Source organism: Pseudomonas sp. B40(2017) (assembly GCF_002112855.1).
Classification (GTDB): Bacteria; Pseudomonadota; Gammaproteobacteria; order Pseudomonadales; family Pseudomonadaceae; genus Aquipseudomonas; species Aquipseudomonas pharyngis.
Genome location: NZ_NEIT01000003.1, coordinates 540,151 through 564,826 on the forward strand (window position 1 = coordinate 540,151; position 24,676 = coordinate 564,826).

The 24,676-nt window shown below is 61.1% G+C and carries 25 protein-coding genes; 6 read left to right on the plus strand and 19 right to left on the minus strand.

Going from position 1 to position 24,676, the window contains the following annotated elements:
* Window positions 1–27 precede the first annotated feature (27 nt).
* The 4 genes from CAF76_RS09920 (at window position 28) to CAF76_RS09935 (ending at window position 3,438) form a co-directional block, all read left to right on the plus strand.
* A complete protein-coding gene (locus CAF76_RS09920; protein ID WP_007951650.1) occupies window positions 28–366 on the plus strand; it encodes a YbaB/EbfC family nucleoid-associated protein in 339 nt (112 codons plus the stop codon).
* Window positions 367–514: 148 nt separating this feature from the next.
* The gene (locus CAF76_RS09925; RefSeq protein ID WP_085649037.1) at window positions 515–1,549 is read left to right on the plus strand and encodes an NADP-dependent oxidoreductase; all 1,035 of its coding nucleotides are present in this window, start codon (window positions 515–517) and stop codon (window positions 1,547–1,549) included.
* A gap of 66 nt (window positions 1,550–1,615) precedes the next feature.
* A complete protein-coding gene (gene recR / locus CAF76_RS09930) occupies window positions 1,616–2,218 on the plus strand; it encodes a recombination mediator RecR (protein WP_085649036.1) in 603 nt (200 codons plus the stop codon).
* Window positions 2,219–2,289: 71 nt separating this feature from the next.
* Window positions 2,290–3,438, plus strand: a complete 1,149-nt coding sequence (locus tag CAF76_RS09935) for an acyl-CoA dehydrogenase family protein (RefSeq protein WP_085649035.1) — start codon at window positions 2,290–2,292, stop codon at window positions 3,436–3,438.
* A gap of 108 nt (window positions 3,439–3,546) precedes the next feature.
* On the opposite strand, the gene CAF76_RS09940 is transcribed toward CAF76_RS09935, so the two are convergent.
* From CAF76_RS09940 to ccoN (CAF76_RS10015), 17 genes are all read right to left on the minus strand, one after another.
* Entirely contained in the window at window positions 3,547–4,095 is a 549-nt protein-coding gene (locus CAF76_RS09940) for an adenine phosphoribosyltransferase (RefSeq protein WP_003223345.1), read from the minus strand.
* A gap of 78 nt (window positions 4,096–4,173) precedes the next feature.
* Complete coding sequence (fnr, locus tag CAF76_RS09945; RefSeq protein WP_039770035.1) at window positions 4,174–4,908, minus strand: fumarate/nitrate reduction transcriptional regulator Fnr; 735 nt, start codon at window positions 4,906–4,908, stop codon at window positions 4,174–4,176.
* 200 nt (window positions 4,909–5,108) lie between these two features.
* Window positions 5,109–6,491, minus strand: a complete 1,383-nt coding sequence (hemN, locus tag CAF76_RS09950; protein ID WP_011333280.1) for an oxygen-independent coproporphyrinogen III oxidase — start codon at window positions 6,489–6,491, stop codon at window positions 5,109–5,111.
* A gap of 82 nt (window positions 6,492–6,573) precedes the next feature.
* Window positions 6,574–7,257, minus strand: a complete 684-nt coding sequence (locus CAF76_RS09955; protein ID WP_085649034.1) for a sulfite exporter TauE/SafE family protein — start codon at window positions 7,255–7,257, stop codon at window positions 6,574–6,576.
* Window positions 7,250–7,462 (minus strand): cbb3-type cytochrome oxidase assembly protein CcoS, encoded by a 213-nt coding sequence (gene ccoS / locus CAF76_RS09960; RefSeq protein ID WP_064594725.1) that lies wholly within the window; start codon window positions 7,460–7,462, stop codon window positions 7,250–7,252. Before ccoS ends, CAF76_RS09955 begins: the two co-directional genes overlap by 8 nt.
* Before the next feature lie 22 nt (window positions 7,463–7,484).
* Window positions 7,485–9,935 carry a heavy metal translocating P-type ATPase gene (locus CAF76_RS09965; RefSeq protein WP_085649033.1) on the minus strand — a complete coding sequence of 817 codons (2,451 nt, stop codon included), beginning with the start codon at window positions 9,933–9,935 and terminating at the stop codon, window positions 7,485–7,487.
* Between the two features lie 116 nt (window positions 9,936–10,051).
* On the minus strand, window positions 10,052–10,591 hold the full coding sequence (locus tag CAF76_RS09970; RefSeq protein ID WP_085649032.1) for a FixH family protein: 540 nt from the start codon (window positions 10,589–10,591) through the stop codon (window positions 10,052–10,054).
* A gap of 11 nt (window positions 10,592–10,602) precedes the next feature.
* Window positions 10,603–12,018, minus strand: a complete 1,416-nt coding sequence (gene ccoG / locus CAF76_RS09975; RefSeq protein WP_085649031.1) for a cytochrome c oxidase accessory protein CcoG — start codon at window positions 12,016–12,018, stop codon at window positions 10,603–10,605.
* A 258-nt stretch (window positions 12,019–12,276) separates the two neighbouring features.
* Complete coding sequence (locus tag CAF76_RS28655; protein ID WP_156669314.1) at window positions 12,277–12,453, minus strand: hypothetical protein; 177 nt, start codon at window positions 12,451–12,453, stop codon at window positions 12,277–12,279.
* Between the two features lie 161 nt (window positions 12,454–12,614).
* Window positions 12,615–13,598, minus strand: coding sequence for a cytochrome-c oxidase, cbb3-type subunit III (gene ccoP, locus CAF76_RS09980; protein ID WP_039770046.1), 984 nt, complete (start codon window positions 13,596–13,598; stop codon window positions 12,615–12,617).
* Window positions 13,595–13,780, minus strand: a complete 186-nt coding sequence (locus tag CAF76_RS09985; protein WP_003175465.1) for a CcoQ/FixQ family Cbb3-type cytochrome c oxidase assembly chaperone — start codon at window positions 13,778–13,780, stop codon at window positions 13,595–13,597. The genes ccoP (CAF76_RS09980) and CAF76_RS09985 overlap by 4 nt, the downstream gene beginning before the upstream one ends.
* Before the next feature lie 5 nt (window positions 13,781–13,785).
* The gene (gene ccoO, locus CAF76_RS09990; RefSeq protein ID WP_064594732.1) at window positions 13,786–14,394 is read right to left on the minus strand and encodes a cytochrome-c oxidase, cbb3-type subunit II; all 609 of its coding nucleotides are present in this window, start codon (window positions 14,392–14,394) and stop codon (window positions 13,786–13,788) included.
* Window positions 14,394–15,836: a cytochrome-c oxidase, cbb3-type subunit I gene (gene ccoN, locus CAF76_RS09995; protein ID WP_039770049.1), complete on the minus strand. Its 1,443-nt coding sequence runs from the start codon at window positions 15,834–15,836 to the stop codon at window positions 14,394–14,396. Before ccoN (CAF76_RS09995) ends, ccoO (CAF76_RS09990) begins: the two co-directional genes overlap by 1 nt.
* 481 nt (window positions 15,837–16,317) lie before the next feature.
* The gene (ccoP, locus tag CAF76_RS10000; RefSeq protein ID WP_085649030.1) at window positions 16,318–17,271 is read right to left on the minus strand and encodes a cytochrome-c oxidase, cbb3-type subunit III; all 954 of its coding nucleotides are present in this window, start codon (window positions 17,269–17,271) and stop codon (window positions 16,318–16,320) included.
* Entirely contained in the window at window positions 17,268–17,465 is a 198-nt protein-coding gene (locus CAF76_RS10005; protein ID WP_085649029.1) for a cbb3-type cytochrome c oxidase subunit 3, read from the minus strand. Before CAF76_RS10005 ends, ccoP (CAF76_RS10000) begins: the two co-directional genes overlap by 4 nt.
* Window positions 17,466–17,468: 3 nt before the next feature.
* Entirely contained in the window at window positions 17,469–18,077 is a 609-nt protein-coding gene (gene ccoO, locus CAF76_RS10010; protein ID WP_039770055.1) for a cytochrome-c oxidase, cbb3-type subunit II, read from the minus strand.
* Window positions 18,078–18,087: 10 nt separating this feature from the next.
* Window positions 18,088–19,512: a cytochrome-c oxidase, cbb3-type subunit I gene (ccoN, locus tag CAF76_RS10015; protein WP_085649028.1), complete on the minus strand. Its 1,425-nt coding sequence runs from the start codon at window positions 19,510–19,512 to the stop codon at window positions 18,088–18,090.
* An 86-nt stretch (window positions 19,513–19,598) separates the two neighbouring features.
* Between ccoN (CAF76_RS10015) and CAF76_RS10020 the strand changes: the two genes are divergently transcribed.
* Window positions 19,599–20,291 (plus strand): alpha/beta family hydrolase, encoded by a 693-nt coding sequence (locus tag CAF76_RS10020; protein ID WP_085649027.1) that lies wholly within the window; start codon window positions 19,599–19,601, stop codon window positions 20,289–20,291.
* Window positions 20,292–21,420: 1,129 nt separating this feature from the next.
* Window positions 21,421–21,780, plus strand: a complete 360-nt coding sequence (locus tag CAF76_RS10025) for a DUF6124 family protein (protein WP_085649026.1) — start codon at window positions 21,421–21,423, stop codon at window positions 21,778–21,780.
* Between the two features lie 202 nt (window positions 21,781–21,982).
* Here the strand turns inward: CAF76_RS10025 and CAF76_RS10030 are convergent, their stop codons facing one another.
* On the minus strand, window positions 21,983–23,548 hold the full coding sequence (locus CAF76_RS10030) for a PAS domain-containing methyl-accepting chemotaxis protein (RefSeq protein WP_064594745.1): 1,566 nt from the start codon (window positions 23,546–23,548) through the stop codon (window positions 21,983–21,985).
* A gap of 102 nt (window positions 23,549–23,650) precedes the next feature.
* The gene (locus tag CAF76_RS10035) at window positions 23,651–24,442 is read right to left on the minus strand and encodes a CPBP family intramembrane glutamic endopeptidase (RefSeq protein ID WP_085649025.1); all 792 of its coding nucleotides are present in this window, start codon (window positions 24,440–24,442) and stop codon (window positions 23,651–23,653) included.
* Window positions 24,443–24,676: the final 234 nt, after the last annotated feature.

Consider the following 24,676-nt stretch of genomic DNA (forward strand, 5'->3'; position numbering starts at 1 on the left):
GATCCAAGTACTTTTGAGGTGATTCCCATGATGAAAGGTGGCATGGCCGGCCTGATGAAGCAGGCGCAGCAGATGCAGGAAAAAATGGCCAAGATGCAGGAAGAACTGGCCAACGCCGAAGTCACTGGCAAGGCCGGTGGCGATCTGGTTACCGTGGTGATGACCGGTCGTCATGACGTGAAAAAAGTCAGCATCGACCCGAGCGTACTGCCGGGCCTGGACGAAGACGACCGTGAAGTGGTCGAGGATCTGGTGGCCGCAGCCGTCAACGCCGCTGTGCGTCAGATCGAAGCCAACAGCCAGGCGAAAATGGGCAGCATGACCGCTGGCATGAACCTGCCGGCCGGTATGAAACTGCCGTTCTGATTCGCCTTTGCGGGTTGGATGAGCTACAAAAAATGCCAGGCATCGCGCCTGGCATTTTTGTTTCCGGCTGACGAAACATCGAACGCGCAATAGCTGCAACGGTCTGCTTCCTATACCCCCGAATTCATCATTCAAAGGAGACGCTGACATGTCCGACCCTCTGACCCTCAATCAACGCTTCGTGCTGGCCTCGCGTCCGGCGGGCGCGCCGACACCCGAGAACTTCCGTCTGGAGCGCGAGGCGCTGCCGGACCTTGAGGACGGCCAAGTGTTGCTCAAGACCCTGTACCTGTCGCTCGATCCCTACATGCGCGGACGCATGAGTGACGCGCCGTCCTACGCGGCGCCGGTACAAATCGGCGAAGTGATGACCGGTGGCGCTGTCAGCCGGGTCGAGCAGTCGCGTCATCCGAAATTCCACCCTGGCGATCTGGTCGTCGGTGCCACCGGTTGGCAAAGCCACAGCATCAGCGATGGCCGCAACATCATCCCGATTCCGTCGGGCCTGCCGAGCCCGTCGATGGCGCTTGGCGTGCTGGGCATGCCGGGCATGACCGCCTACATGGGATTGATGGACATCGGGCAGCCTAAAGAAGGGGAGACCCTGGTGGTCGCCGCCGCTTCCGGCGCAGTGGGCTCGGTGGTCGGCCAGGTTGCGAAGATCAAAGGTCTGCGCGCCGTCGGCGTGGCTGGTGGTGCCGAGAAGTGCAAATACGTGGTCGAGGAACTGGGCTTCGACGCCTGTATCGATCACAAGGCACCGGACTTCGCCGAGCAACTGGCCAAGGCCTGCCCCAATGGCATCGACATCTATTATGAAAACGTCGGCGGTCACGTCTTCGATGCCGTCGTGCCCCTCCTCAATCCCAAGGCGCGGGTCCCGTTGTGTGGCCTGATTGCCGGCTACAACGCTTCGGAAGCGCCGAAAGGCCCGGATCGCCTGCCCATGTTGCAACGCACCTTGCTGACCAAACGCGTACGGATTCAGGGTTTCATCGTGTTCGATGACTACGGTGACCGTCAGCCGGAATTCATCAGCGCGATGGTGCCGTGGGTGCGCGACGGCAAGGTGAAATTCCGCGAGGACGTGGTCGAGGGCCTGGAGCAGGCGCCGCAAGCGTTTATCGGGCTGCTGGAGGGGCGCAACTTCGGCAAACTGGTGGTGAAGGTCGCCCAGGACTGAGGATTTGACGCTGGCCGGAGGCGCGGGTATAAACCGCGTCTCGTTGTTTTGTCGGACTTTTTCCCCATGAGCTTCAGCCCTTTGATTCGCCAACTGATCGACGCCCTGCGAACCTTGCCGGGCGTGGGTCAGAAAACTGCCCAGCGTATGGCGTTGCAGTTGCTCGAACGTGACCGCAGCGGCGGCACGCGCCTGGCCCAGGCCTTGAGCCAGGCCATGGAAGGGGTCGGACACTGCCGCCAGTGCCGCACGCTGACCGAAGACGATCTGTGCCCGCAATGCGCCGACACCCGCCGCGACGACACGCTGCTGTGCGTGGTGGAAGGGCCGATGGATGTCTACGCGGTCGAGCAGACCGGATTTCGCGGGCGCTATTTCGTGCTCAAGGGGCACCTGTCGCCGCTGGACGGCCTGGGCCCGGAAGCCATCGGCATTCCGCAATTGATGGCGCGGATCGAAGAGGCGGGCACCTTCACCGAAGTCATCCTCGCCACCAACCCGACCGTGGAAGGCGAAGCGACGGCACACTACATCGCCCAGTTGCTGCAGAACAAAGGCCTGATCACTTCGCGCATCGCTCACGGCGTACCGTTGGGTGGCGAATTGGAACTGGTGGACGGCGGCACGCTGGCTCACTCGTTTGCCGGGCGCAAGCCGATTTCCCTCTGAGCCACACAATCCTGTTGAAAACCAAGCAAGCGCTCGGTTAAGTTCGGCGAACCCTTCCATGGAGTTCGCCGATGCCCGCCTTCCAGGAATACTTCGACCCCAGCCACCAAATGGTCCGCGACAGCGTCAGACGTTTCGTCGAACGCGAGATCCTGCCGGACATCGATGCGTGGGAAGAAGCCGAAAGCTTCCCCCGTGAGCTGTACCTGAAGGCCGGTGCGGCCGGCATTCTCGGCATCGGTTACCCCGAAGCGCTGGGCGGCAGTCACGAAGGTGATCTGTTCGCCAAGATCGCCGCCAGCGAAGAACTGATGCGTTGCGGCTCCGGCGGGCTGGTGGCGGGGCTGGGCTCGCTCGACATCGGATTGCCGCCGATCGTCAAATGGGCCCGGCCCGAAGTGCGTAACCGCGTCGTCCCCCAAGTACTCAGCGGCGAGAAAGTCAGCGCGCTGGCCGTCACCGAACCGGGCGGCGGCTCCGACGTCGCCAACCTGCAGACCCGCGCCGTACGCGATGGCGACCACTATCGAGTCAGCGGCAGCAAAACTTTCATTACCAGTGGCGTGCGCGCCGACTACTACACCGTCGCAGTGCGTACCGGCGCGCCGGGTTTTGGCGGCATCAGCCTGCTGTTGATCGAGAAGGGCACGCCCGGTTTCACCGTCGGCCGGCCGCTGAAGAAAATGGGCTGGTGGGCGTCGGACACGGCTGAATTGTTCTTCGATGATTGCCGGGTGCCCGTAGGAAACCTGATTGGCGCGGAGAACATGGGCTTTGCCTGCATCATGGGCAACTTCCAGAGCGAACGTCTGGCGCTGGCGCTGATGGCCAACATGACCGCGCAACTGGCGCTGGAAGAAAGCCTGAAGTGGGCGAAGGAACGTGAAGCGTTCGGTAAACCCATCGGCAAGTTCCAGGTGATCAAGCACCGCCTCGCGGAAATGGCCACGGCGCTGGAAGTCTCGCGGGAGTTCACCTACCGGCAGGCGGCGAAGATGGCGGCAGGGCAGAGCGTGATCAAGGAAATCTCCATGGCCAAGAACTTTGCCACGGACACTTCGGACCGGATTACCAATGAGGCGGTGCAGATTCTTGGTGGGCTGGGTTATATGCGCGAAAGCCTGGTGGAGCGGCTGTATCGGGATAACCGGATTCTGTCGATTGGCGGCGGGACGCGGGAAGTGATGAACGAGATCATCAGCAAACAGATGGGACTGTGATCTGTTGTGAGGCTCGAGGCCCCATCGCTAGCAGGCTAGCTCCCACATTTGGAATGCATTCCCTTGTGGGAGCTAGCCTGCTAGCGATCGCGTTCGAAAGGGCGCTACTTATTTATCAGTCAACGCAAACTGCGTCAGGCAGAACGTCGGAATCCCCATGTCCTCCAGGCGCTGCGAACCACCCAGTTCCGGCAGATCGATGATCGCCGCCGCTTCATGAACGCGGGCGCCCATGCGGCGGATCAGGTTGGCCGCTGCGATCAGCGTGCCGCCGGTGGCGATCAGGTCATCGAACATCACCACCGAGTCGCCTTCGCACAGGCTGTCGGCATGCACTTCCAGAAACGCTTCGCCGTATTCGGTCGCGTAACCTTCGGCCAGCACGTCCGCCGGCAGCTTGCCCTGCTTGCGGAACAACACCAGCGGCTTGTTCAACTGATAGGCCAGTACCGAACCGATCAGGAAACCACGCGCATCCATCGCACCGATGTGGGTAAAGTCGGCTTCGACATAGCGGTGGGCGAAGCTGTCCATCACCAGGCGCAGGGCCTTGGGCGACTGGAACAGCGGGGTGATGTCGCGAAAGATCACACCCGGTTTCGGGAAGTCGATCACGGGGCGAATCAGGGATTTGATGTCGAAGGAGTCGAAGACCATCGTCGAGGTGTCCTGGCAGGGCTGCAAACGGCGCAGTATACCCGCGGCTGAAACGATTCGCTCGGCCGCGGGTCGAGATCAGACTTCGAGTGAGCCGCCAGCCAGGGCGCAGAGCTGGATCGGGTCGAGGATGTGGATTTCCTTGCCCTCGGCGGCGATCAGTTCGTTCTGCTGGAAGCGGGTGAAGACCCGGGACACGGTTTCCACTGCCAGCCCCAGATAGTTGCCGATTTCATTGCGCGACATGCTCAGGCGGAACTGGTTGGCCGAGAAGCCGCGAGCGCGGAAACGCGCCGACAGGTTGACCAGGAACGTGGCGATGCGCTCGTCGGCGGTTTTCTTCGACAGCAGCAACATCATCTGTTGGTCGTCGCGGATTTCCCGGCTCATCACGCGCATCAGCTGACGGCGTAGCTGCGGCAGTTGCAGGGCCAGTTCATCGAGGCGTTCGAAGGGGATCTCGCAGACCGAAGTGGTTTCCAGGGCCTGGGCGGACACCGGGTGTTTCTCGGTGTCCATGCCGGACAGGCCGACCAGCTCGCTCGGCAGGTGGAAACCGGTCAGTTGCTCTTCGCCGGTATCGCTCAGGCTAAAGGTCTTCAGAGCGCCGGAGCGTACTGCATAAACGGAATCGAAGGTGTCGCCCTGGCGGAACAGGAACTCACCCTTTTTCAACGGGCGACCCCGTTTAACGATTTCGTCCAGCGCTTCCATGTCTTCCAGATTCAGCGAAAGTGGCAGGCAGAGAGGGGCCAGGCTGCAATCCTTGCAATTAGCCTGGTTGTGAGCGCGCAGTTTAACTGGCTCGGACATTTCTTAAATCCTTGTGGGAAAACACACATAAGGCGTAAGGGTAACCCAGCGGAGGACATTCAGGCCAGCCTGGGGCGAGATTGCCCCATCGGCAAAACGCCGCAGGGATGACGGCCGATAAACGTGTCTCGGACGGCGTGCAAGGCACCGTTTCGATGACCGCTATGGATACGCAGCCCCCCTGCGTTGTTGATGAAAAGTCAGATCACCCGGGAAAAGCGCTGGCGGTTCTGCTGCTCCAGATACGCGTCGAACACCATGCACACCGAACGTACCAGCAGGCGCCCGGCCGGCAGCACGGTGATGCGTTCGCGATCCAGTTCGATCAGACCGTCCTGCGCCATGCCCTGCAATTGTGGCCAGAGCGCGCCGAAGTAGCCCTGAAAATCGATATTGAAGCTGCGCTCGATCTCGGCGAAGTCCAGGCTGAAATTGCAGATCAGCTGTTGGATCACCGCGCGGCGCAGGCGATCGTCAGCGTTGCACACCAGGCCCCGGCTGGTGGCCAGTTGCGCGCCGGCCAAGGTGTTCTGGTAATGATTGAGGTCGCTGCTGTTCTGGCAGTACAGATCGCCGATCTGGCTGATGGCCGACACGCCCAGGCCGATCAGGTCGCAGTGACCGTGGGTGGTGTAGCCCTGGAAATTGCGTTGCAGGGTCGATTCTTCCTGAGCAATCGCCAGTTCATCGTCGGGCAGGGCGAAGTGGTCCATGCCGATGTAGCGATAGCCGGCGGCGGTCAGTTGTTCGATGGTGCGTTGCAGCATTTCCAGTTTCTGCGCCGGGCTCGGCAGTTCGTTGCCGTTGATCCGCCGCTGCGGCATGAAGCGTTCCGGCAGGTGCGCGTAGTTGAACACCGAGAGCCGGTCTGGTTGCAGGCTGATGACTTCCTCAACGGTGCGGGCGAAGTTGTCCGGGGTCTGCTTGGGCAGGCCGTAGATCAAATCGATGTTGATCGAGCGAAATTGCAAGGTGCGCGCCGCGTCGATCACCGCGCGGGTTTCCTCCAGGCTTTGCAGGCGATTGACCGCCCGTTGTACCGCCGGGTCGAGATCCTGCAGGCCGATGCTGACCCGGTTGAAGCCCAATTCGCGCAACAGGCCCATGGTCGACCAGTCGGCTTCGCGCGGGTCGATCTCGATGCCGTAATCGCCAGAGTCATCGTCCAGCAGATTGAAATGCTTGCGCAGGTGCGCCATCAACTGCCGCAATTCATCGTGGCTGAGAAAGGTCGGCGTGCCGCCGCCAAAGTGCAGTTGCTCGACTTTCTGCGCCGGATCGAGGTGGCAGGCGATCAGCTGGATTTCCTGCTCGAGCCGTTGCAGATAGGGCAGCGCGCGGCCGCGATCCTTGGTGATGACCTTGTTGCAGGCGCAGTAGTAGCAAATGTTCGCGCAGAACGGCACGTGCACGTACAGCGACAGCGGGCGCAGGGCCTTGCGGCTGTCGCGCAGGGCGTGGAACAGGTCGAAGGTGCCGACCTGACTGTGAAATTGCACGGCCGTCGGGTACGAGGTGTAGCGCGGCCCCGCCAGGTCGTAGCGGCGGATCAAATCGGTGTCCCAACGAATGGCGTCGAGCATGCGGGCATTCCCCCGGATAGGCTGGCAGTGTGCCGAGTCTAGGGGAGGGCACAAAAAGGCGTCTTGATTTGCATCAACGGGATCAGTGGCCCATCAGCCAGTGCTGGTGCGGCCCTGGCAGGGTCCAGATACCGAACAGGATCACCAGCAGACCGCCGGCCATGCGCACGCTGCGTTTGCGCAACAGCGCCGTGACCCGCTCGGCCGCGAGGCCGGTGGCCAGCAATACCGGCCAGGTGCCGAGCCCGAAGGCGAGCATCAGCAACGCGCTGTCGAGTGCATTGCCCTGACTGGCCGACCACAGCAACGTGCTGTAAACCAGCCCGCACGGCAGCCAGCCCCACAGCGCGCCGAGCAGCAAGGCCCGGGGCAGGCTCGACACCGGCAGCAGACGATTGGCGGCGGGTTGAATGTAACGCCACAGTCCGCGCCCAAGGCTTTCGATACGGGTCAGGCCGCTCCACCAGCCCGCCAGATACAGGCCCATGGCGATCAGCAGCAAACCGGCGAGCACGCGCATGAACAGCGCGGCAGGACTGTTGGCCACGGCCCATCCGGCCAGTCCGATCAGTAATCCCGCCGTGGCATAACTGAAAATCCGCCCGAGGTTATAGGCCAGCAGCAATCGAAAACGTCGGCTGCGTTGTTCCTTGGGAATCGCCAGGGTCAGTGCGCCCATCAAGCCGCCGCACATGCCCAGGCAATGGCCGCCGCCGAGCAGGCCGAGGATCAACGCAGACACCAGCAGCGGCGCCAGTTCAAGCATGGGGTGGCGCCTTGTCGTCCGCTTTTGTAGGGTTGGCTTCGTCCACCGCAGCGGTGTGGTTCGGGTCCTGATCGTCGAACAGGATGCTGTGGGCCGGGCCGTCGAGGTCGTCGTACTGGCCGCTGTCCACCGCCCAGAAGAAGATGTAGACGGCGATGGCCACGATCAGCAGCGCGGCCGGAATCATCACGTAGAGAGCTGGCATCTGTACTCCATGCCCGCGCGGCTCAGGCCGGCAGCGGGCGGGTTTCTGACGAGGCGCTGACGGCCGGCGCACTCGGCAGGCGAGTCAGGCGCAGGGCGTTGAGCACCACGGTCAGCGAACTGATCGACATGCCGACGGCGGCCCACACCGGAGTGATCCAGCCGAGGGCGGCGAACGGCAACATGAGGCCATTGTACAGCGCGGCCCACAACAGGTTCTCGATGATCACCCGGCGTGTGCGGCGCGCCAGCGTGAAGGCTTGTACCAAGGCGTCGAGGCGATTGGACAGCAGCACCGCATCGGCACTGGTTTTCGCCAGATCGGTGGCCGAGCCCATGGCCACGCTGATGTCCGCAGCGGCCAGCACCGGCACGTCGTTGACCCCGTCGCCGAGCATCAACACTTTGCGGCCGTCCTTGTGCAGTTGTTGCAGCACTTGCAGCTTGTCGTCCGGACGCAGACCGCCCCGGGCCTCGTCGATGCCCAGTTCGGCGGCAACACTGGCGACCATCGGCGAATTGTCGCCCGACAGCAGCAGCGTGCGCCAGCCGCGTGCCTTGCACGCCGCGAGCAGGGCCGGGGCGTCATCGCGCAGGCGGTCGTCGAGGGCGAACCAGGCCAGCGGCCCCTGACGGTCACCGAGCAGCAGCCATTGCCCCGGCTCTTTCGGCATCGATGGCACCGGCGTGCCGCTGAGATCACAGACAAAATCCGCCTGACCGATGCGCAAACGCTGTTCACCGACCAACCCTTCAAGCCCAAGCCCCGACGTGCTGTGGACATCTTCGGCAGCCAGTGGCGCGCGACCAAAGGCGCGCGCAATCGGGTGTTCCGAGCGGTTTTCCAGAGCGGCGGCCAGACTCAGGCATTGATCGCTGTCGAGGGCGCCGAGCGGTCGAATCGAGCGCAGCACCAGTCGGCCTTCGGTGAGGGTGCCGGTCTTGTCGAAGATCACCGTGTCGATCTGGTTCAGACCTTCCAGCACATGGCCGCGCGTCAGCAGCAGGCCAAGTTTGTGCAGAGTGCCGGTGGCGGCGGTCAGCGCGGTCGGCGTTGCCAGAGACAGGGCGCACGGGCAAGTGGCGACCAGCATCGCGAGGACGATCCAGAAGGCGCGCGAAGAATCCAGTTCCCACCACAACAGGCCGATGGCGGCCGCCGCGATCAGCGACAGCAACAGGAACCATTGCGCGGCGCGGTCGGCGATTTCCGCCAGCCGTGGTTTTTCCGCCTGGGCGCGATCCAGCAGGCGGACGATTGCCGACAGCCGCGTGTCCTGACCCAGCGCCTGCACCTCGACGGTCAGCACACCTTCCACGTTCAGCGTGCCGGCGGTGACGGCATCGCCCTTGGTGCGCGGTTGTGGCAGGTATTCGCCGGTCAGCACCGACTCGTCGATGCTCGACTGGCCATCGAGGATCTTGCCGTCCGCCGGCAGCACCGAACCGGGCTGCACCAGCACCCGGTCACCGAGGCGCAGTTCGCTGAGCAGGATCCGCTCGCTCTGGCCGGCGTTGTCGAGGCGCAGGCACGAAGCGGGCAACAGATTGACCAGTTGCGCAGTGGCAGCGGCGGTACGCTCTCGGGCGCGGCGTTCGAGGTAACGTCCGGCAAGCAGGAACAGCGCGAACATGCCCACCGCGTCGAAATACAGCTCGCCGACCCCAGTGATCGAAGTCCAGATCCCGGCAACATACGCCGCGCCGATCGCCAGTGACACCGAAACGTCCATCGTCAGGTGACGGGTGCGCAAGTCGCGCATGGCCCCTTTGAAAAACGGCGCGCAGCTGTAGAACACGATCGGCGTGGTGAGGAACAGCGCGACCCAGCGCAGGATGGTGTGCAACTCCGGGCTGAGGTCGATGTTGAATTCCGGCCAGGTCGCCATGGTCGCCATCATTGCCTGAAACCATAGCAGCCCGGCGACCCCGAGTTGACGCAGGGCGAGGCGGTTTTCACTGGCCAGTTGTTCGCTGGCGCGGTCGGCCTGATACGGGTGCGCGGCATAGCCGATGTGGCGCAGTTCGCCGAGGATCTGGCTCAGCGGCAATTGTCCGTCGGCCCAACGTACGTGGAGGCGATGGTTGGACAGGTTCAGCCGCGCCTCGGCCACGGCGGGCAGGGTGCGCAGGTGTTTCTCGATCAACCAGCCGCACGCGGCGCAACTGATGCCTTCCATCAGCAGCGTGGTTTCGGCCAGTTCGCCTTCGTGGCGCACGAAGGGTTGCTGCACGTCGGCGCGGTCGTACAGCTCAAGCTCATCGACCAGTTGCACCGGTAGCGCTTCGGGGTTGGCCGAAGCTTCGCTGCGATGCTGGTAATAGCTTTCCAGCCCGCCGGCGACGATGGCTTCGGCCACGGCCTGGCAGCCGGGGCAGCAGAACTCGCGGGACTCCCCGAGCACGACGGCGGTGAAGCGGCTGCCGGCCGGGACGGGCAGGGCGCAGTGGTAACAGGGGAGTGGGGTGGTCATCAGCTAAATTGTCGTCCGGGAGGGCCTCATCGCGAGCAGGCTCGCTCCCACATTGGGTTTGCGGCGTTCACAAAACCTGTGGGAGCGAGCCTGCTCGCGATGCGCGAAGCGCGGCTTTATTTCTTCAGGTCTTCAGCGCCTTGAAGCGGCTCATCACCCAGCAACAGATCCTTGTCATGGTTGACCAGCTCTTCCTCGAACATCCGCCACACGTGGTCGTCCTGAGTACCCAGCAACTCCACAAAACGCCGGCCTTCGATCTTGTCGCTCAACTGGCCGATGTAGCGGCCCTGTTCAGTCTCGCTGCGGGCGAGGACGATCTTGCGATCCTTCTCCGGCTGGGTCGGCGAGATCAGGTTCAGTTCCAGGGTTTTCGGCTGGCTGTCGCCGCTCAGGCGCAGGTCGACTTCGCCGGTGACGTCATCCAGGTGCACGGAGGCGCGCATCTTCAGGGTCTGCGCCAGCAATTCACGGTCCAGCGAACGGTTGATGCCTTTGCCGGCCTCGTAGTAGTTGTCGTTGACCAGGTTGTCCGGGTTGTTCACCGCGATGGTCACCATGGACAGCGTCAGGGTCACCGAACAGGCCAGAATCGCGATGATGATCCATGGCCAAAGGTGCTTGTACCAGGGACTTGCGGCGTTTGCTGCGGGCATGTTCAGTTCTCTCAACGATTTTGTGGGCCGATGAATCGGCTCTTGGCTTCTACGTGGACGCTGTCGTCATCGGCATCCCTGAGGATGAATTTCACCTCGTTGGTGCTCGATGGCAATTGTTCAGGCGCGCTCGACAGCTCGACCGGCATGCTGAAGATTTCCCCGGCCGGCACCTTGATCTCGCGTTTGCCTTGCAGGCGCAGATCCGGCAAACCGGCGGCTTCCAGCACGTAAGTGTGGTCGCGCTGATCCTTGTTCATGATCTTCAGGCTGTAGACGTTTTCGATCCGGCCTTCGGCGTTTTCGCGGTACAGCACGCGGTCCTTGCTGACGTCGAAACCCACCAGCGAACGCATGAAGAAGGCCGTCACCAACAGGCTGATCATCGCCAGCAGCACCACGGCATAACCGATCAGGCGTGGCCGCAGTTTATGGGTTTTCTGCCCGGACAAGTTGTGTTCGGTGGTGTAGCTGATCAGCCCGCGCGGGTAATCCATCTTGTCCATGATGCTGTCGCAGGCGTCGATGCACGCGGCGCAACCGATGCATTCGATCTGCAGGCCGTCGCGGATGTCGATGCCGGTCGGGCAGACCTGGACGCACATGGTGCAGTCGATGCAGTCGCCCAGGCCCTGAGCCTTGTAGTCGATGCCTTTCTTGCGCGGACCACGGCTTTCACCGCGACGCGGGTCGTAGGAAACGATCAGCGTGTCCTTGTCGAACATCACGCTCTGGAAGCGTGCATACGGACACATGTAGATGCACACCTGCTCACGCAGCCAGCCGGCATTGCCGTAGGTGGCGAGGGTGAAGAAACCGACCCAGAAATACGACCAGCCATCGGCTTGCCCTGTGAAGAATTCGATTACCAGTTCGCGGATCGGCGAGAAGTAACCGACGAAGGTCATGCCGGTGACGAAACCGATCAGCAGCCACAGCGCGTGCTTGGCGAATTTACGCAGGAACTTGTTGGCGCTCATTGGCGCCTTGTCGAGCTTGATGCGCTGGTTGCGGTCGCCTTCGGTGACCTTTTCGCACCACATGAAAATCCACGTCCATACGCTTTGCGGACAGGTGTAACCACACCAGACCCGGCCGGCATACACGGTGATGAAGAACAGACCGAAGGCGGCAATGATCAACAGCCCGGAAAGCAGAATGAAATCCTGCGGCCAGAAGGTGGCACCGAAAATGAAGAACTTGCGCTCCGGCAGGTTCCACCACACGGCCTGGTGGCCGCCCCAGTTCAACCACACCGTACCGAAATACAGCAGGAACAGCGCCGCGCCGCCCATCATCCGCAGATTGCGGAACAGGCCGGTGAAAGCACGGGTGTAGATTTTTTCTCGAGAGGCGTAAAGGTCGACGCTGTTGTTTGCGTTCTTGCTGGGTGGCGTGACGTCGTGTACCGGAATCTGGTTGCTCATCATTGCATCCCACGGCAGTGGAAAAATGCCTCGGTCGATGCGTGCCGGCCGGGGTCAAAAAGGGGTGTTGCGGTGGCGCAATGATACGCCTGTACTACCGACGAACGGGTGCGACCTTTGGTCGCGTTGGGGAAAAATCATGAATGGTGTAGCGAATGTAACAAAGCATGATGCAGATCAATTGACTATAGACGATCCTTGGTCCCGTTCTCCCGAACGAGCCCCCGGAATGCGCTGACATGCCTGTCTGGAGCGGCATCAAACCAGTTTTCCACCTCCGAGACTGTCCAGCCCGTTGCCTTTACTCTTCTCGGCGCGTTCGACTGTTTTTGTTTTGTCGCTGGCAGGGGCTTCGGTAGGTGTGGTTTGAATTTCCGAATAGGCGTAAAGGAAATCGTCACGGGGTTGAACGCAGTCGTGATCAGATTCTCGCATTGGTTTTCTTCCTTGAGGTCAATGTGTCGAACGACAAGCTACAGGGCACCTCATTAAGCGTCCATCGAGCATTCGTCTCAAATCATGAAAGGTGCCGGAATGCAAAACGGCCCCGCCAATTCTCATTGGCGGGGCCGCTTTGTTTGCTTCAGGCGTTGGCCTTACTGGGCCTCGGCTTCCGCTGGTTTTTCACCGTGGGACAGGCTGTAAACGTAAGCCGCCAGCAGGTGAACCTTGTCGTTGCCTTGCAGTTGTTCCTGGGCAGGCATCTGGCCCTGACGGCCGTAACGGATGGTCTGCTGCAGTTGGGCGAAGCTCGAACCGTAGATGAACGCGGCCGGGTGAGTCAGGTCGGGTGCGCCCATGGCTGGCGTACCCTTGCCCGCCGGGCCGTGGCAGGCCACGCAGTTGGCAGCGAACAGTTTCTGGCCGTTGGCCGGGTCTGCCTTGGTGCCTTCCGGCAGCTTGCGGCCATCCAGATTGGTCAGCACGAACGCGGCCACGTCGGCCACGCCTTGCTCACCGATCACTTCAGCCCAGGCCGGCATCACCGCGTGACGACCGCCCATGATGGTGGTCTTGATGGTTTCCGGCTCGCCGCCCCAGCGCCAGTCGGCGTCGGTCAGGTTGGGGAAGCCGTAGGCGCCCTTGGCGTCGGAACCGTGGCAGACCGAGCAGTTGGAGGCGAACAGGCGGCCACCCATCTTCAGGGCTTGTGGATCCTTGGCGACTTCTTCGATCGGCATGGCGGCAAACTTGGCGAAGATCGGACCGAACTTGGCGTCCGAACGGGCCATTTCCTTTTCCCACTCGTGAACGCCGGTCCAGCCGGTCTGGCCGTTGGCGAACGCGGTCTGCTTCTCGGTATCGAGGTAGTTGTAGCCCGGCAGCAGGCCTTTCCAGTTGCCCAGGCCCGGGTACAGCACCAGATAACCCAACGCAAACACGATGGTGCCCACGAACAGCATGAACCACCATTTCGGCAGTGGGTTGTCGTACTCCTCGATCCCGTCGAAGGAGTGGCCGACCGTCTCGTCCGTCTGTTCGCTGCGCTGGCCCTTGCGGGTCGACAGCAACAGCCAGGTCAGGGAAAAGATCGTACCGAGACTGAGGACTGTGACGTACAGACTCCAGAATGTAGTCATTCTTTGTTACTCCTAGAAGCTTGCTCGACGTGCTTGATGGCTTCGGGATCATCCGCGAAGGGCAGCAAGGTCGCGTCTTCAAACTCCGACTTGCGCTTGGGGCTGAACACCCACAACGCCAGGCCGATGAAGGCAACCATCACGACAACGGTGCCCAGGCCTCGAATCATCCCGATATCCATCAGAATCACCGTTTGCTTTTGATGATGGTGCCCAGGCCTTGCAGATAGGCCACCAGCGCGTCCATTTCGGTTTTGCCCTTCACGGCATCTCTTGCACCGGCGATGTCTTCGTCGGTGTAAGGGACGCCGAGCGTGCGCAACACTTCCATTTTCTTGGCCGTGTCTTTGCCATCGAGCTTGTTTTCTACGAGGAACGGGTAGGCCGGCATTTTCGACTCGGGGACGACGTTGCGCGGGTTGTACAAGTGCGCACGCTGCCAGTCATCGGAGTAACGACCGCCGACGCGGGCCAGGTCCGGACCGGTACGTTTGGAACCCCACAGGAACGGGTGATCCCAGACGCTTTCACCGGCGACCGAGTAGTGGCCATAGCGTTCGGTTTCGGCACGGAACGGACGGATCATCTGCGAGTGGCAGCCGACACAGCCGTTGGCGATGTAAACGTCGCGGCCTTCCAGTTCAAGGGCGGAGCGCGGCTTCATGCCTTCGACCGGCTTGTTGGTGACGTCCTGGAAAAACAGCGGAACGATTTGGGTCAGGCCACCGACGCTGACGGCGATGACCATGAAGAAGGCCAGCAGACCAATATTCTTCTCGACAGCTTCATGCTTCATCAGTGAGCTCCAACTACGGCGATCTTGGCGGCGGCTTCGGCTTCAGCCGGGTTCGAGGCGCGAACGGTGCGCCATACGTTGTAAGCCATCAGCAGCATGCCGCTGGCGAAGAACGCACCGCCCAGAGCTCGGACGATGAAGCCAGGGTGGCTGGCCTGCAGCGCTTCGACGAACGAGTAGGTGAGGGTGCCGTCGTCGTTGATTGCACGCCACATCAGGCCTTGAGTGATGCCGTTGACCCACATCGAAGCGATGTACAGCACGGTACCGATGGTCGCGAGCCAGAAGTGCGCGTTGATCAGGCCGGTGCTGTGCATCTGCGCGCGGCCGAACAGTTTCGGGATCATGTGGTAGATCGCGCCGATCGAGATCATCGCTACCCAGCCGAGAGCGCCGGCGTGTACGTGGCCGATGGTCCAGTCGGTGTAGTGCGAGAGCGAGTTGACGGTCTTGATCGCCATCATCGGACCTTCGAAGGTCGACATGCCGTAGAACGCCAGCGATACCACCAGGAAACGCAGGATCGGGTCGGTACGCAGCTTATGCCAGGCGCCCGACAGGGTCATCATGCCGTTGATCATGCCGCCCCAGCTCGGTGCCAGCAGGATGATCGACATCGCCATGCCCAGCGATTGTGCCCAGTCCGGCAGAGCGGTGTAGTGCAGGTGGTGCGGACCGGCCCAGATGTACAGAGTGATCAGCGCCCAGAAGTGCACGATCGACAGACGATAGGAATAGATCGGACGTTCGGCCTGTTTCGGCACGAAGTAGTACATCATCCCCAGGAAACCGGTGGTCAGGAAGAAGCCCACGGCGTTGTGGCCATACCACCACTGGATCATCGCGTCGGTGGCGCCCGAGTAGGCCGAGTAGGACTTGAACAGGCTGACCGGCAGCGACATGTGGTTGACGATGTGCAGCATCGCGGTCACCACGATGAACGCACCGTAGAACCAGTTACCGACATAGATGTGCTTGGTCTTGCGCTTGGTGATGGTGCCGAAGAACACCAGTCCGTAGGAAATCCAGACAATGGCCAGCAAAATGGCGATCGGCCATTCCAGTTCCGCGTATTCCTTGGTGGTGGTGTAACCCAGCGGCAAGGTAATGATCGCGCCGACGATCACCGCTTGCCATCCCCAGAAGGTGAAGGCCGCGAGGCTGTCGGAAATCAGTCGCGTCTGGCAGGTTCGCTGCACGACATAGTAGGAAGTGGCAAACAGTGCACAACCACCGAAGGCGAAAATCACCAGGTTTGTGTGCAACGGGCGCAGGCGTCCAAAGCTCGTCCACGGCAGACCGAAGTTCAACTCCGGCCAAACCAGTTGCGAGGCGATGAAGACACCGAGCCCCATGCCAAGGATCCCCCAGACCACCGTCATGATGGCGAACTGGCGGACTACCTTATAGTTATAAGCAGTCGGACTGATTGCTGTGCTCATTCTAAGGTTCCACGGTTTGGGTGTTTTATTAGGATTAAAATCGGCCGCAAGTATGTAGAAAGCAGGGGGTCAATGCAACGCGCCATGACCTGGGTCAATGCTTTCCAACGCTGATTCTGCGGCCTTTCCATGCGCCGCGTAAGGACAAAATTGCCCTCGGGCAAAATGTCGCAGCGGACGAAAAAAGCGAGGGGTCCCGGTCGGATGTAACGGGGTGTGTTCGAACGCTCGGTTCGGGTGACGGACGGTAATGGGCACGACAGCCGGTATCTACCGGCCTTTGCGGCCATGTCAGTCAGCCGATTCGTTCAACGCCTCGCTCAGGGTCGACCTGGAACCGGCACGGGCCAGTCCGCATCGAGCAAGCGTAGACCCGAATCCGGGTAACCGAAAGGAGAGGGGGTGAAGGGGTGCGACAATGCGTCGCAAAGGGGCTGGAAACTGCCGCACTGGAAACGTGCGGCAGTCTTGTGCGCAATGATTACTTTTTATTGTCCTCACTAATCAGTTTTTCTGTATTCAATCCATTGCTCAGGCTGTACACATAAGCGGCCAGTAATTGCACTTTATCGTTGCCCAGCAGCTCGTTCTGAGCTGGCATATGGCCTTGACGGCCATGGCGGATGGTTTGCTCGAGTTGGGTCAGGCTGGTGCCGTAGATGAAACCGGCCGGATGCGTCAGGTTCGGCGCGCCCATGGCTTCGGTGCCCTGGCCGTTTGCCCCGTGACAGGCGGTGCAGGTTGTGCTGAACGCCTGCTGACCCGCTTGGAGATCAGCCTTGTTATCCGCCGGCAGTGGCAGCCCCGCCAGTTCATGACGCACATAAGCGGCGACGTTTTTCACGCCAATCTCGCCCAGCACTTCACCCCACGCCGGCATCGCCGCCATCCGGCCACCCATGATGGTCGTCTTGATGGTGTCGGCGCTGCCGCCCCAACGCCAGTCCTTGTCGGCGAGGTTAGGGAAGCCGAATGCACCCTTGGCGTCCGAGCCGTGGCACACCGAGCAGTTGGAGGCGAACAGACGGCCACCCATTTTCAGCGCCTGCGGATCCTTCGCCACTTCTTCCACCGGCATCGCGGCGAATTTGGCGAAGATCGGCCCGAACCTGGCGTCAGCCTTGCTCATTTCCTTTTCCCACTCGTGAACGCCGGTCCAGCCGTCCTCGTAGCCGGGCAGGATGCCTTTCCAGTTGCCCAGGCCCGGATAAAGGATCAGATAGCCCACGGAAAACACCAGCGTGCCGGCGAACAGCATGAACCACCACTGCGGCAGCGGGTTGTCGTACTCCTCGATGCCGTCGAAGCTGTGGCCCATGGTCTGGTCGACGCTGCCCTTGGTCTCGCCCCGACGGGTGCCGACCAGCAGCCAGGTCAGGCCGATCAGGCTGCCGATGGTCAGTACGCAGATCCACGTACTCCAGAAGGTGGTCATGGCCGGGTACTCCTTGTTTCATTAACTTGGGTAGTGTCGGGTTGCGGCTCGTCGGCGAACGGCAGCAGGCGTGCTTCGGCGAATTCCGGCGTGCGCTTGCGGTTGAACACCCACAGGTTCAGGCCGACGAAGGCCACGAACACCACGACCGTGCCGAGGCCGCGAATCAGCCCCGCGCTCATTTCAATGACCATGGCTCACCTCTTGCTCTTGATCGCAGTGCCGAGCACTTGCAGGTAGGAGACGAGGGCGTCCATTTCAGTCTTGCCCTTGAGGCTGGCCACCGCGCCGCTGATGTCGTCATCGGTGTACGGCACGCCGAGGGTGCGCATGGTCTTGAGCTTGGTTTCGGTGTGGCTGCTGTCGACCGGTTGGGTCACCAGCCATGGGTAGGCCGGCATCTTCGATTCCGGTACAACGTTGCGCGGGTTGTACAAGTGCGCACGGTGCCAGTCATCCGAGTAACGCGCGCCAACCCGGGCCAGGTCCGGACCGGTACGTTTCGAGCCCCACAGGAACGGGTGATCCCACACGCTTTCCCCGGCCACCGAGTAGTGCCCGTAGCGTTCGGTTTCGGCGCGGAACGGCCGGATCATCTGCGAGTGGCAACCGACGCAGCCTTCGCGGATATAGATGTCGCGGCCTTCCAGTTGCAGCGCGGTGTAGGGCTTCATGCCTTCCACCGGTTTGTTGGTCACGTCCTGGAAGAACAGCGGGACGATCTGGGTCAGGCCGCCGATGCTCACGGCGAACACCATCAGCAGCATCAGCAGGCCGACGTTCTTTTCAATCGTTTCGTGTTTCATGGCGGACTCCTCAGGCCATCTGCGCGGCAGCAACGACGTCAGCAGGCTGCGAGGCCCGCACGGTGCGCCAGGTGTTGTAAGCCATCAGGAACATGCCGCTGAGGAAGATCGCCCCGCCGATCAGGCGCACGACGAAGCCCGGGTGGCTGGCCACCAGGGTTTCGACGAAGGAGTAGGTCAGCGTGCCGTCCTCGTTCACCGCACGCCACATCAGGCCCTGGGCGATGCCGTTGACCCACATCGACGCGATGTACAAAACGGTGCCGATGGTCGCGAGCCAGAAGTGCGCGTTGATCAGGCCGACGCTGTGCATCTGCTCTTTGCCGAAGACTTTCGGGATCATGTGGTACAGCGCGCCGATGGAAATCATCGCCACCCAGCCGAGTGCGCCGGCGTGTACGTGGCCGATGGTCCAGTCGGTGTAGTGGGAGAGGGCGTTGACGGTTTTGATCGCCATCATCGGACCTTCGAAGGTCGACATGCCGTAGAACGCCAGCGACACCACCAGGAAGCGCAGGATCGGGTCGCTGCGCAACTTATGCCAGGCGCCCGAGAGGGTCATCATGCCGTTGATCATCCCGCCCCAGCTCGGTGCCAGCAGAATCAGCGACATCACCATGCCCAGCGACTGCGCCCAGTCCGGCAGCGCGGTGTAGTGCAAGTGGTGCGGACCGGCCCAGATGTACAGGGTGATCAGCGCCCAGAAGTGCACGATCGACAGGCGATACGAATACACCGGGCGTTCGGCCTGTTTCGGCACGAAGTAGTACATCATCCCGAGGAAACCGGCGGTGAGGAAAAAGCCTACGGCGTTGTGGCCGTACCACCATTGCACCATCGCGTCGGTTGCACCGGCGTACACCGAGTAGGATTTGGTGAAACTCACCGGCAACTCAAGATTGTTGACGATGTGCAGGATCGCCACGGTGATGATGAACGCGCCGAAGAACCAGTTGCCCACATAAATGTGTTTGGTCTTGCGCTGCATGATCGTGCCGAAGAACACGATGGCGTAGGCGACCCAGACGATGGTGATCAGGATGTCGATCGGCCATTCCAGCTCGGCGTATTCCTTGGAACTGGTGTAACCCAGTGGCAGGCTGATGGCCGCCGATAGAATCACAAGCTGCCAGCCCCAGAAGCAGAAGGCGGCGATTTTCGGCGCAAACAATTGCGTCTGGCAGGTGCGCTGTACCGAGTAGAACGAACTGGCGAACAAGGCACAGCCGCCGAACGCGAAGATCACCGCGTTGGTGTGCAGCGGGCGCAGGCGTCCGAAGCTGGTCCACGGCAGGTTGAAGTTGAGTTCGGGCCAGACCAATTGAGCCGCGAGAAAAACCCCGAGCCCCATGCCGACGATGCCCCACACCACCGTCATAATGGCGAATTGGCGGACCACCTTGTAGTTGTAGGCGGTACTGATAGAAGTGTTCATGGTTCCCCATCCACGGTTCAGCCGAAGTGAGCGCCAACAGCGCGTCCTTCGCCTGGAGTTATAGGCAGACTAAAAGCGAGGCAAGCATGGACAAACAGCACAAGGCCAGTATTGACGGGGATCAATGGGCGCAGTGCCTGCGGGATCGTGGGTGGCTTTGGGATGCCGCTGTTGGGGAGGCTTCGGCGACGCTCATTCTCGCCCATGGTGCGGGGGCGCCGATGGACAGTGGGTGGATGACGGATGTGGCTGGGCGCCTTGCCGGGCTGGGGGTGAACGTGTTGCGGTTTGAGTTTCCTTATATGGCGCAGCGGCGGGTTGATGGCGGCAAACGTCCGCCGAATCCGGCGCCGAAGTTGCTGGAGTGCTGGCGTGAGGTGTATGGCCTGGTGCGACTTCATGTCGCTGGGACTTTGGCGGTTGGCGGGAAGTCGATGGGGGGGCGGATGGCGAGTTTGCTTGCCGATGAGCTTGGCGCTGATGCGTTGGTTTGCCTTGGTTATCCGTTTTATGCGGTGGGGAAACCGGAGAAGCCTCGGGTTGAGCATTTGGCTTCTTTGCAGACTCGGACGTTGATTGTTCAGGGGGAGCGGGATGCTCTGGGGAATCGGGAGGCGGTTGAGGCTTACACCTTGTCACCGAGTATTGAGGTGACTTGGCTAGCGGCCGGCGATCATGACCTCAAGCCATTGAAGGTTTCCGGGTTTACCCACGAACAGCATTTGGCCAGCGCCGCACAGAAAGTAGCTGTGTTTCTCAAGGGGGTACCGAAATTCTGAACCAGATGAAGATCGGCTCCCTTTCCCCCTCGCCCCCTTGGGGGAGAGGGCTGGGGTGAGGGGGATCGATCTTGAACGCGACACATTTTTCGATCTGTGTGCATATCCGTTGCTGCGGTAACGGCCACCTAGGGTTCCGCCCTTACGGCGGGTCACTTTTTACAAACGCCTAAAAAGTAACCAAAAACGCTTGCTCCTGCGTCCGGCCCGCTCGCTGGGGCTCGGGGTCCCTTCGCTCCGGGATTCATCCGGGGGGCATCGCCTACGGTTTGCTTCGCTGCACCTCCTCTCGATGTGTTTGGCTTCGCCAAACGGTCGCTGCGCTCCCACCCCCGGATAAATCCCTCCACTCAGCCTTCCGACGTCGCCCGTGGATCAAGATCAAAAGCGGTACTCGAGCTAACGCTCATCGTTTTGAATGGTTTGGCGAACGGTTTGGTTTCAGTGTCGAGCCTACCCCTCACCCCAGCCCTCTCCCCAAGGAGAGGGAGCCGAATGGGGTGCTTTCAAGCTTGAGTTCAACTCGGAATCCCACGTCGGCGTCCCTCGCCCACGCACCTCGGTCAGTCCCTCTCCCTTAGGTGAGAGGCAGATTGAGGTGCTTTCAAAAACCTGAGTTCAACTCGGTATCCCACGTCGGCGTACCTCGCCCAAACACCACGGTCAGTCCCCTCTCCCACGGGGAGAGGGCTAGGGTGAGGGGGGAGATTTCACTGACACACCACAAAAACTGAAAGCTCCCCCAATCCCAGCATTTCCAGCGAATAAACACGATCGCGTGACCACGTTTAAAGTACACGAACCGTTACGCCATAAGGGCTACGACACCTTGCGTCGTTGCCTACGCGTACGCCAGAATCCGCCGGCTTACGCGGCTATGGGGTGGGCTATATCGTTTCCCTGTCACTGAAAAACAGTGATCGGGTTTGGTAGCCCGTCTGTAATAGCTGTATGGCAACACCGTATGCCGTCCCTTTTGGGGGCTCTGTTTTATGGTGGTCATGCGTGGGGCTCATTCGTGAGCGCCGGGTTCCTATTGCAGCCGGTCTACCAACCCGCGTATGGCCGCCACCCATCGTTTGGTAGCGTGGGTGATGGCTCCTTGAAGTCTGCGATAGGAGTTACACGTATGTTCAAAGCCACACCAAACCCACCAGTAACCGATCCAACCTCCAACGACCCCGAGCTCGAGTCCAAAAAGACAAAAGAAGCTGCCGATCGCGCACTCGACTATTACCTCGGCCCCGAAATCCCGAAGTACTTCCCGCCCAAGTCCCGCCCCATCTACATGGTCGATCCCACGCTCGATGACGAAACACTGCTTGTCGAAGCCAGTGAATCACTGTCGTCAGCCAACGCCATGGCCGGCAATATCGCCAACTCGGTAAAAGGCCCGGAGCGCAAGCCGCTGCTGGCGCTGCAACAGCTGATCATGTTGAACGAGCTGTTGGTGAATCGACTGCTGGATAGGCTGAAATTGCCTCAGTAATTCGCTCGCTGTTATGGCCTCTTCGCGGGCAAGCCCGCTCCCACAATGGGTGGTGGTGTTGCGAAATTTTGTGGCCAATGCGAAACCCTGCGGGAGTGGGCTTGCCCACGAAGAGGGCGGTGCTGGCTACGCCCATTTCAGACTGGCAATAAAGAAACCCCGGAAGCTTTCGCTGTCCGGGGTTTCTTTATTGCCAGAACAATCAGCGGTTAAACCGCTCCACCAACGAATACTGCGTATTAGCCGTCTTCGTCAGCTCTTCACTCAACAACGCCGAGTTGTGCGCCTGTTCCGAGGTCTGGTCCGCCAGTTCCGAGATGTTGCTGATGTTGCGGCTGATTTCTTCAGCCACGGCACTTTGCTCTTCGGTCGCGGCGGCGATCTGGGTGGTCATGTCGGTGATGTTGGCCACCGCTTCGCTGATGCCGACCAGTGCCTGATCCGCTTCCAGAACCCGTGCCACGCCTTCTTCTGCCTGGCGATGGCCGGCTTCCATGGTTTGTACGGCGCTGGATGCAGTCTGTTGCAGCTTGGCGATCAGGGCGTGGATCTGGCCGGTGGATTCGCTGGTGCGTTGTGCCAGTTGGCGGACTTCGTCGGCGACCACGGCAAAACCACGGCCCATTTCTCCGGCACGCGCGGCTTCAATCGCGGCGTTGAGTGCGAGCAGGTTGGTCTGGTCGGCGATGCCTTTGATCACGTCGACCACGCCGCCGATTTCGTCGCTGTCCTTGGCCAGTTGGGTGACGGTCAGGCCGGTTTCACCCACGACTACGGACAGGCGCTGGATGGCTTCGCGGGTTTCGCCGGCGATGTCGCGGCCGCGGCCGGTCAGGCGGTTGGCTTCCTGGGTGGCGTCGGCGGTGCGCTGGACGTGGCTCGCCACTTCTTGCGTGGTGGCGGCCATCTGGTTGACGGCGGTGGCGACCTGTTCGGTTTCCACGCGCTGACGTTCCAGACCGCTGGAGCTGTTGTGCGCCAGGGCGTCGGATTGCTTGGCCTGATCGGTCAAGTGCTCGGCGGTGTCCTGCAGACGGGTCAGGCAGGTTTTCAGGCGCGCTTCCTGGCTGAGGATCGACATTTCCAGACGCGCCTGGGCGCCACGGCTGTCGGTGTACATCTGCGCGATCAACGGGTCGGAGGTGGTCTGCTCGGCCAGACGCAGCAGGCGCTTGAGCCCGCGTTGTTGCCATTGCAGGCCCAGCAGGCCCAGCGGCACCGACAGACCGGCGGCGAGGGCGAAGCCCCACTGCGAGTTCAGGGTGGCGCCGATCATGAAGCTCAGCTGGCTGACCAGAATGAACGGCAGCCAGTCCTGCACAATCGGCAGCCATTTGTCGCTCGAAGGAATCGCCGACTTGCCCTGGTTGATGCGTTGGTAGAGCGCTTCGGCACGGCGGATCTGTTCGGCGGTGGGTTTGACCCGCACCGACTCGTAACCGACCACCTGATTGCCATCGAACACCGGCGTTACATAGGCGTTCACCCAGTAATGATCACCGGTCTTGCAGCGATTCTTGACAATGCCCATCCATGGCAAGCCTTGTTTCAGTGTGCCCCACATGTGCGAAAACACCGCCGCCGGCACGTCGGGGTGACGAACCAGGTTGTGCGGCGCACGGATCAGTTCCTCACGCGAGAACCCGCTGATTTCGACGAAAGCGTCGTTGCAGTAGGTGATCACGCCTTTGGCGTCGGTTGTGGAAATCAACCGTTGCTGAGCCGGGAAAGTCCGTTCGCGTTGTGTAATGGGCTGGTTGTTACGCATGGTTTTTCAATCCGCAAGGCTTTGAAAGGTTGTCGGCGGTATCGGTCATTTATTGAAATTTTTTTTCATTTATATGTACGGCGTCGCAAAACCGACCTTGCTTCAACCCGCGAGCATCGGATATGTGAACAGGCCGAAATGCAGCAGGTTCAGACCAAAATGTGTGGCGATAGCCGCACCGAGCCCGCCAAAACGGTAGGCCAGACCATAGCCGACACCTGCCAGGCTCGCCAGCAACACCCAGTGCCAGCCGGCGCCCACATGCACCAGGCCGAACAGCAGGGACGCCAGCAGCAGCGCGAGGTTTTCGCCGTAGGGCAGGTGTTTGAAACGCCGGCTGAGGCCGCCCTGTATATAGCCGCGAAACAGCGCTTCTTCGACCAGCGTCACCAGCAGCAGATTGTTCAGCACCCACAGCCACGCCTGATCCGGCCACTTCGGCGCCCAGGTGATCATGCCCAGCAACACCGCGCCACCGAGTGCCAGAATCACGCTCAACGTCAAAGCCAGTGTGGTGGCGTACACCGTCAGGCGCAACGAACGTCGCGCGACGATCCACGGGCAGACCAATAGCAGCCAGAAACCAATCAGCGGTTTGTCGAGATTCAGGTACATCGAGAACGGCACGGCGTTGTCGGTGAAGCGCTGCGTCTCGATGGCCCGGCCGTTGTAGAAACCCGGCAGCCAGTGCAAGGCCAGCGCCAGGGCCAGCACGATAAACAGGCCATGGCCGAGATAACGCCCGACCGGCACGGTTTGCTGGCGCACGGCATAACCGGCGAAAACCAGCAGTGCAATGGAGATCAGCGCCAGCCAGCCGAGCTGGCCGAAACTCAGCGCCAATCCGTAACCAAGGCTGAGAAGCCCGAGATAGAGCCATGGCAGAGCTATCATGGAAAGTCCTTGTGCACGATTTGTGGACAGGCTTTCTACACGTGTGGGGGCTAGGGGACAAGTGAAGGTGTGGGGGAAATCAGGGACAGCGCCAATCCGTGGTGAAGGAGGGCAAGTAACCCATGTGGGAGCGAGCCTGCTCGCGATGGCGGTGGGTCAGTTGCACAAAAATTAACTGACATGCCTTCATCGCGAGCAGGCTCGCTCCCACATGGCTTTGTGTTTGGCTGAGGG

Bases quoted from the DNA above. Each gene is read 5' to 3' on its own strand.
- CAF76_RS09920 (WP_007951650.1), top strand. From the start codon at position 28: ATGATGAAAGGTGGCATGGCCGGCCTGATGAAGCAGGCGCAGCAGATG.
- CAF76_RS09925 (WP_085649037.1), top strand. From the start codon at position 515: ATGTCCGACCCTCTGACCCTCAATCAACGCTTCGTGCTGGCCTCGCGT.
- recR (WP_085649036.1), top strand. From the start codon at position 1,616: ATGAGCTTCAGCCCTTTGATTCGCCAACTGATCGACGCCCTGCGAACC.
- CAF76_RS09935 (WP_085649035.1), top strand. From the start codon at position 2,290: ATGCCCGCCTTCCAGGAATACTTCGACCCCAGCCACCAAATGGTCCGC.
- CAF76_RS09940 (WP_003223345.1), bottom strand. From the start codon at position 4,095: ATGGTCTTCGACTCCTTCGACATCAAATCCCTGATTCGCCCCGTGATC.
- fnr (WP_039770035.1), bottom strand. From the start codon at position 4,908: ATGTCCGAGCCAGTTAAACTGCGCGCTCACAACCAGGCTAATTGCAAG.
- hemN (WP_011333280.1), bottom strand. From the start codon at position 6,491: ATGCTCGACGCCATTCGTTGGGACACCGATTTGATCCGCCGCTACGAC.
- CAF76_RS09955 (WP_085649034.1), bottom strand. From the start codon at position 7,257: ATGCTTGAACTGGCGCCGCTGCTGGTGTCTGCGTTGATCCTCGGCCTG.
- ccoS (WP_064594725.1), bottom strand. From the start codon at position 7,462: ATGCCAGCTCTCTACGTGATGATTCCGGCCGCGCTGCTGATCGTGGCC.
- CAF76_RS09965 (WP_085649033.1), bottom strand. From the start codon at position 9,935: ATGACCACCCCACTCCCCTGTTACCACTGCGCCCTGCCCGTCCCGGCC.
- CAF76_RS09970 (WP_085649032.1), bottom strand. From the start codon at position 10,591: ATGCCCGCAGCAAACGCCGCAAGTCCCTGGTACAAGCACCTTTGGCCA.
- ccoG (WP_085649031.1), bottom strand. From the start codon at position 12,018: ATGAGCAACCAGATTCCGGTACACGACGTCACGCCACCCAGCAAGAAC.
- CAF76_RS28655 (WP_156669314.1), bottom strand. From the start codon at position 12,453: ATGCGAGAATCTGATCACGACTGCGTTCAACCCCGTGACGATTTCCTT.
- ccoP (WP_039770046.1), bottom strand. From the start codon at position 13,598: ATGACTACATTCTGGAGTCTGTACGTCACAGTCCTCAGTCTCGGTACG.
- CAF76_RS09985 (WP_003175465.1), bottom strand. From the start codon at position 13,780: ATGGATATCGGGATGATTCGAGGCCTGGGCACCGTTGTCGTGATGGTT.
- ccoO (WP_064594732.1), bottom strand. From the start codon at position 14,394: ATGAAGCATGAAGCTGTCGAGAAGAATATTGGTCTGCTGGCCTTCTTC.
- ccoN (WP_039770049.1), bottom strand. From the start codon at position 15,836: ATGAGCACAGCAATCAGTCCGACTGCTTATAACTATAAGGTAGTCCGC.
- ccoP (WP_085649030.1), bottom strand. From the start codon at position 17,271: ATGACCACCTTCTGGAGTACGTGGATCTGCGTACTGACCATCGGCAGC.
- CAF76_RS10005 (WP_085649029.1), bottom strand. From the start codon at position 17,465: ATGGTCATTGAAATGAGCGCGGGGCTGATTCGCGGCCTCGGCACGGTC.
- ccoO (WP_039770055.1), bottom strand. From the start codon at position 18,077: ATGAAACACGAAACGATTGAAAAGAACGTCGGCCTGCTGATGCTGCTG.
- ccoN (WP_085649028.1), bottom strand. From the start codon at position 19,512: ATGAACACTTCTATCAGTACCGCCTACAACTACAAGGTGGTCCGCCAA.
- CAF76_RS10020 (WP_085649027.1), top strand. From the start codon at position 19,599: ATGGACAAACAGCACAAGGCCAGTATTGACGGGGATCAATGGGCGCAG.
- CAF76_RS10025 (WP_085649026.1), top strand. From the start codon at position 21,421: ATGTTCAAAGCCACACCAAACCCACCAGTAACCGATCCAACCTCCAAC.
- CAF76_RS10030 (WP_064594745.1), bottom strand. From the start codon at position 23,548: ATGCGTAACAACCAGCCCATTACACAACGCGAACGGACTTTCCCGGCT.
- CAF76_RS10035 (WP_085649025.1), bottom strand. From the start codon at position 24,442: ATGATAGCTCTGCCATGGCTCTATCTCGGGCTTCTCAGCCTTGGTTAC.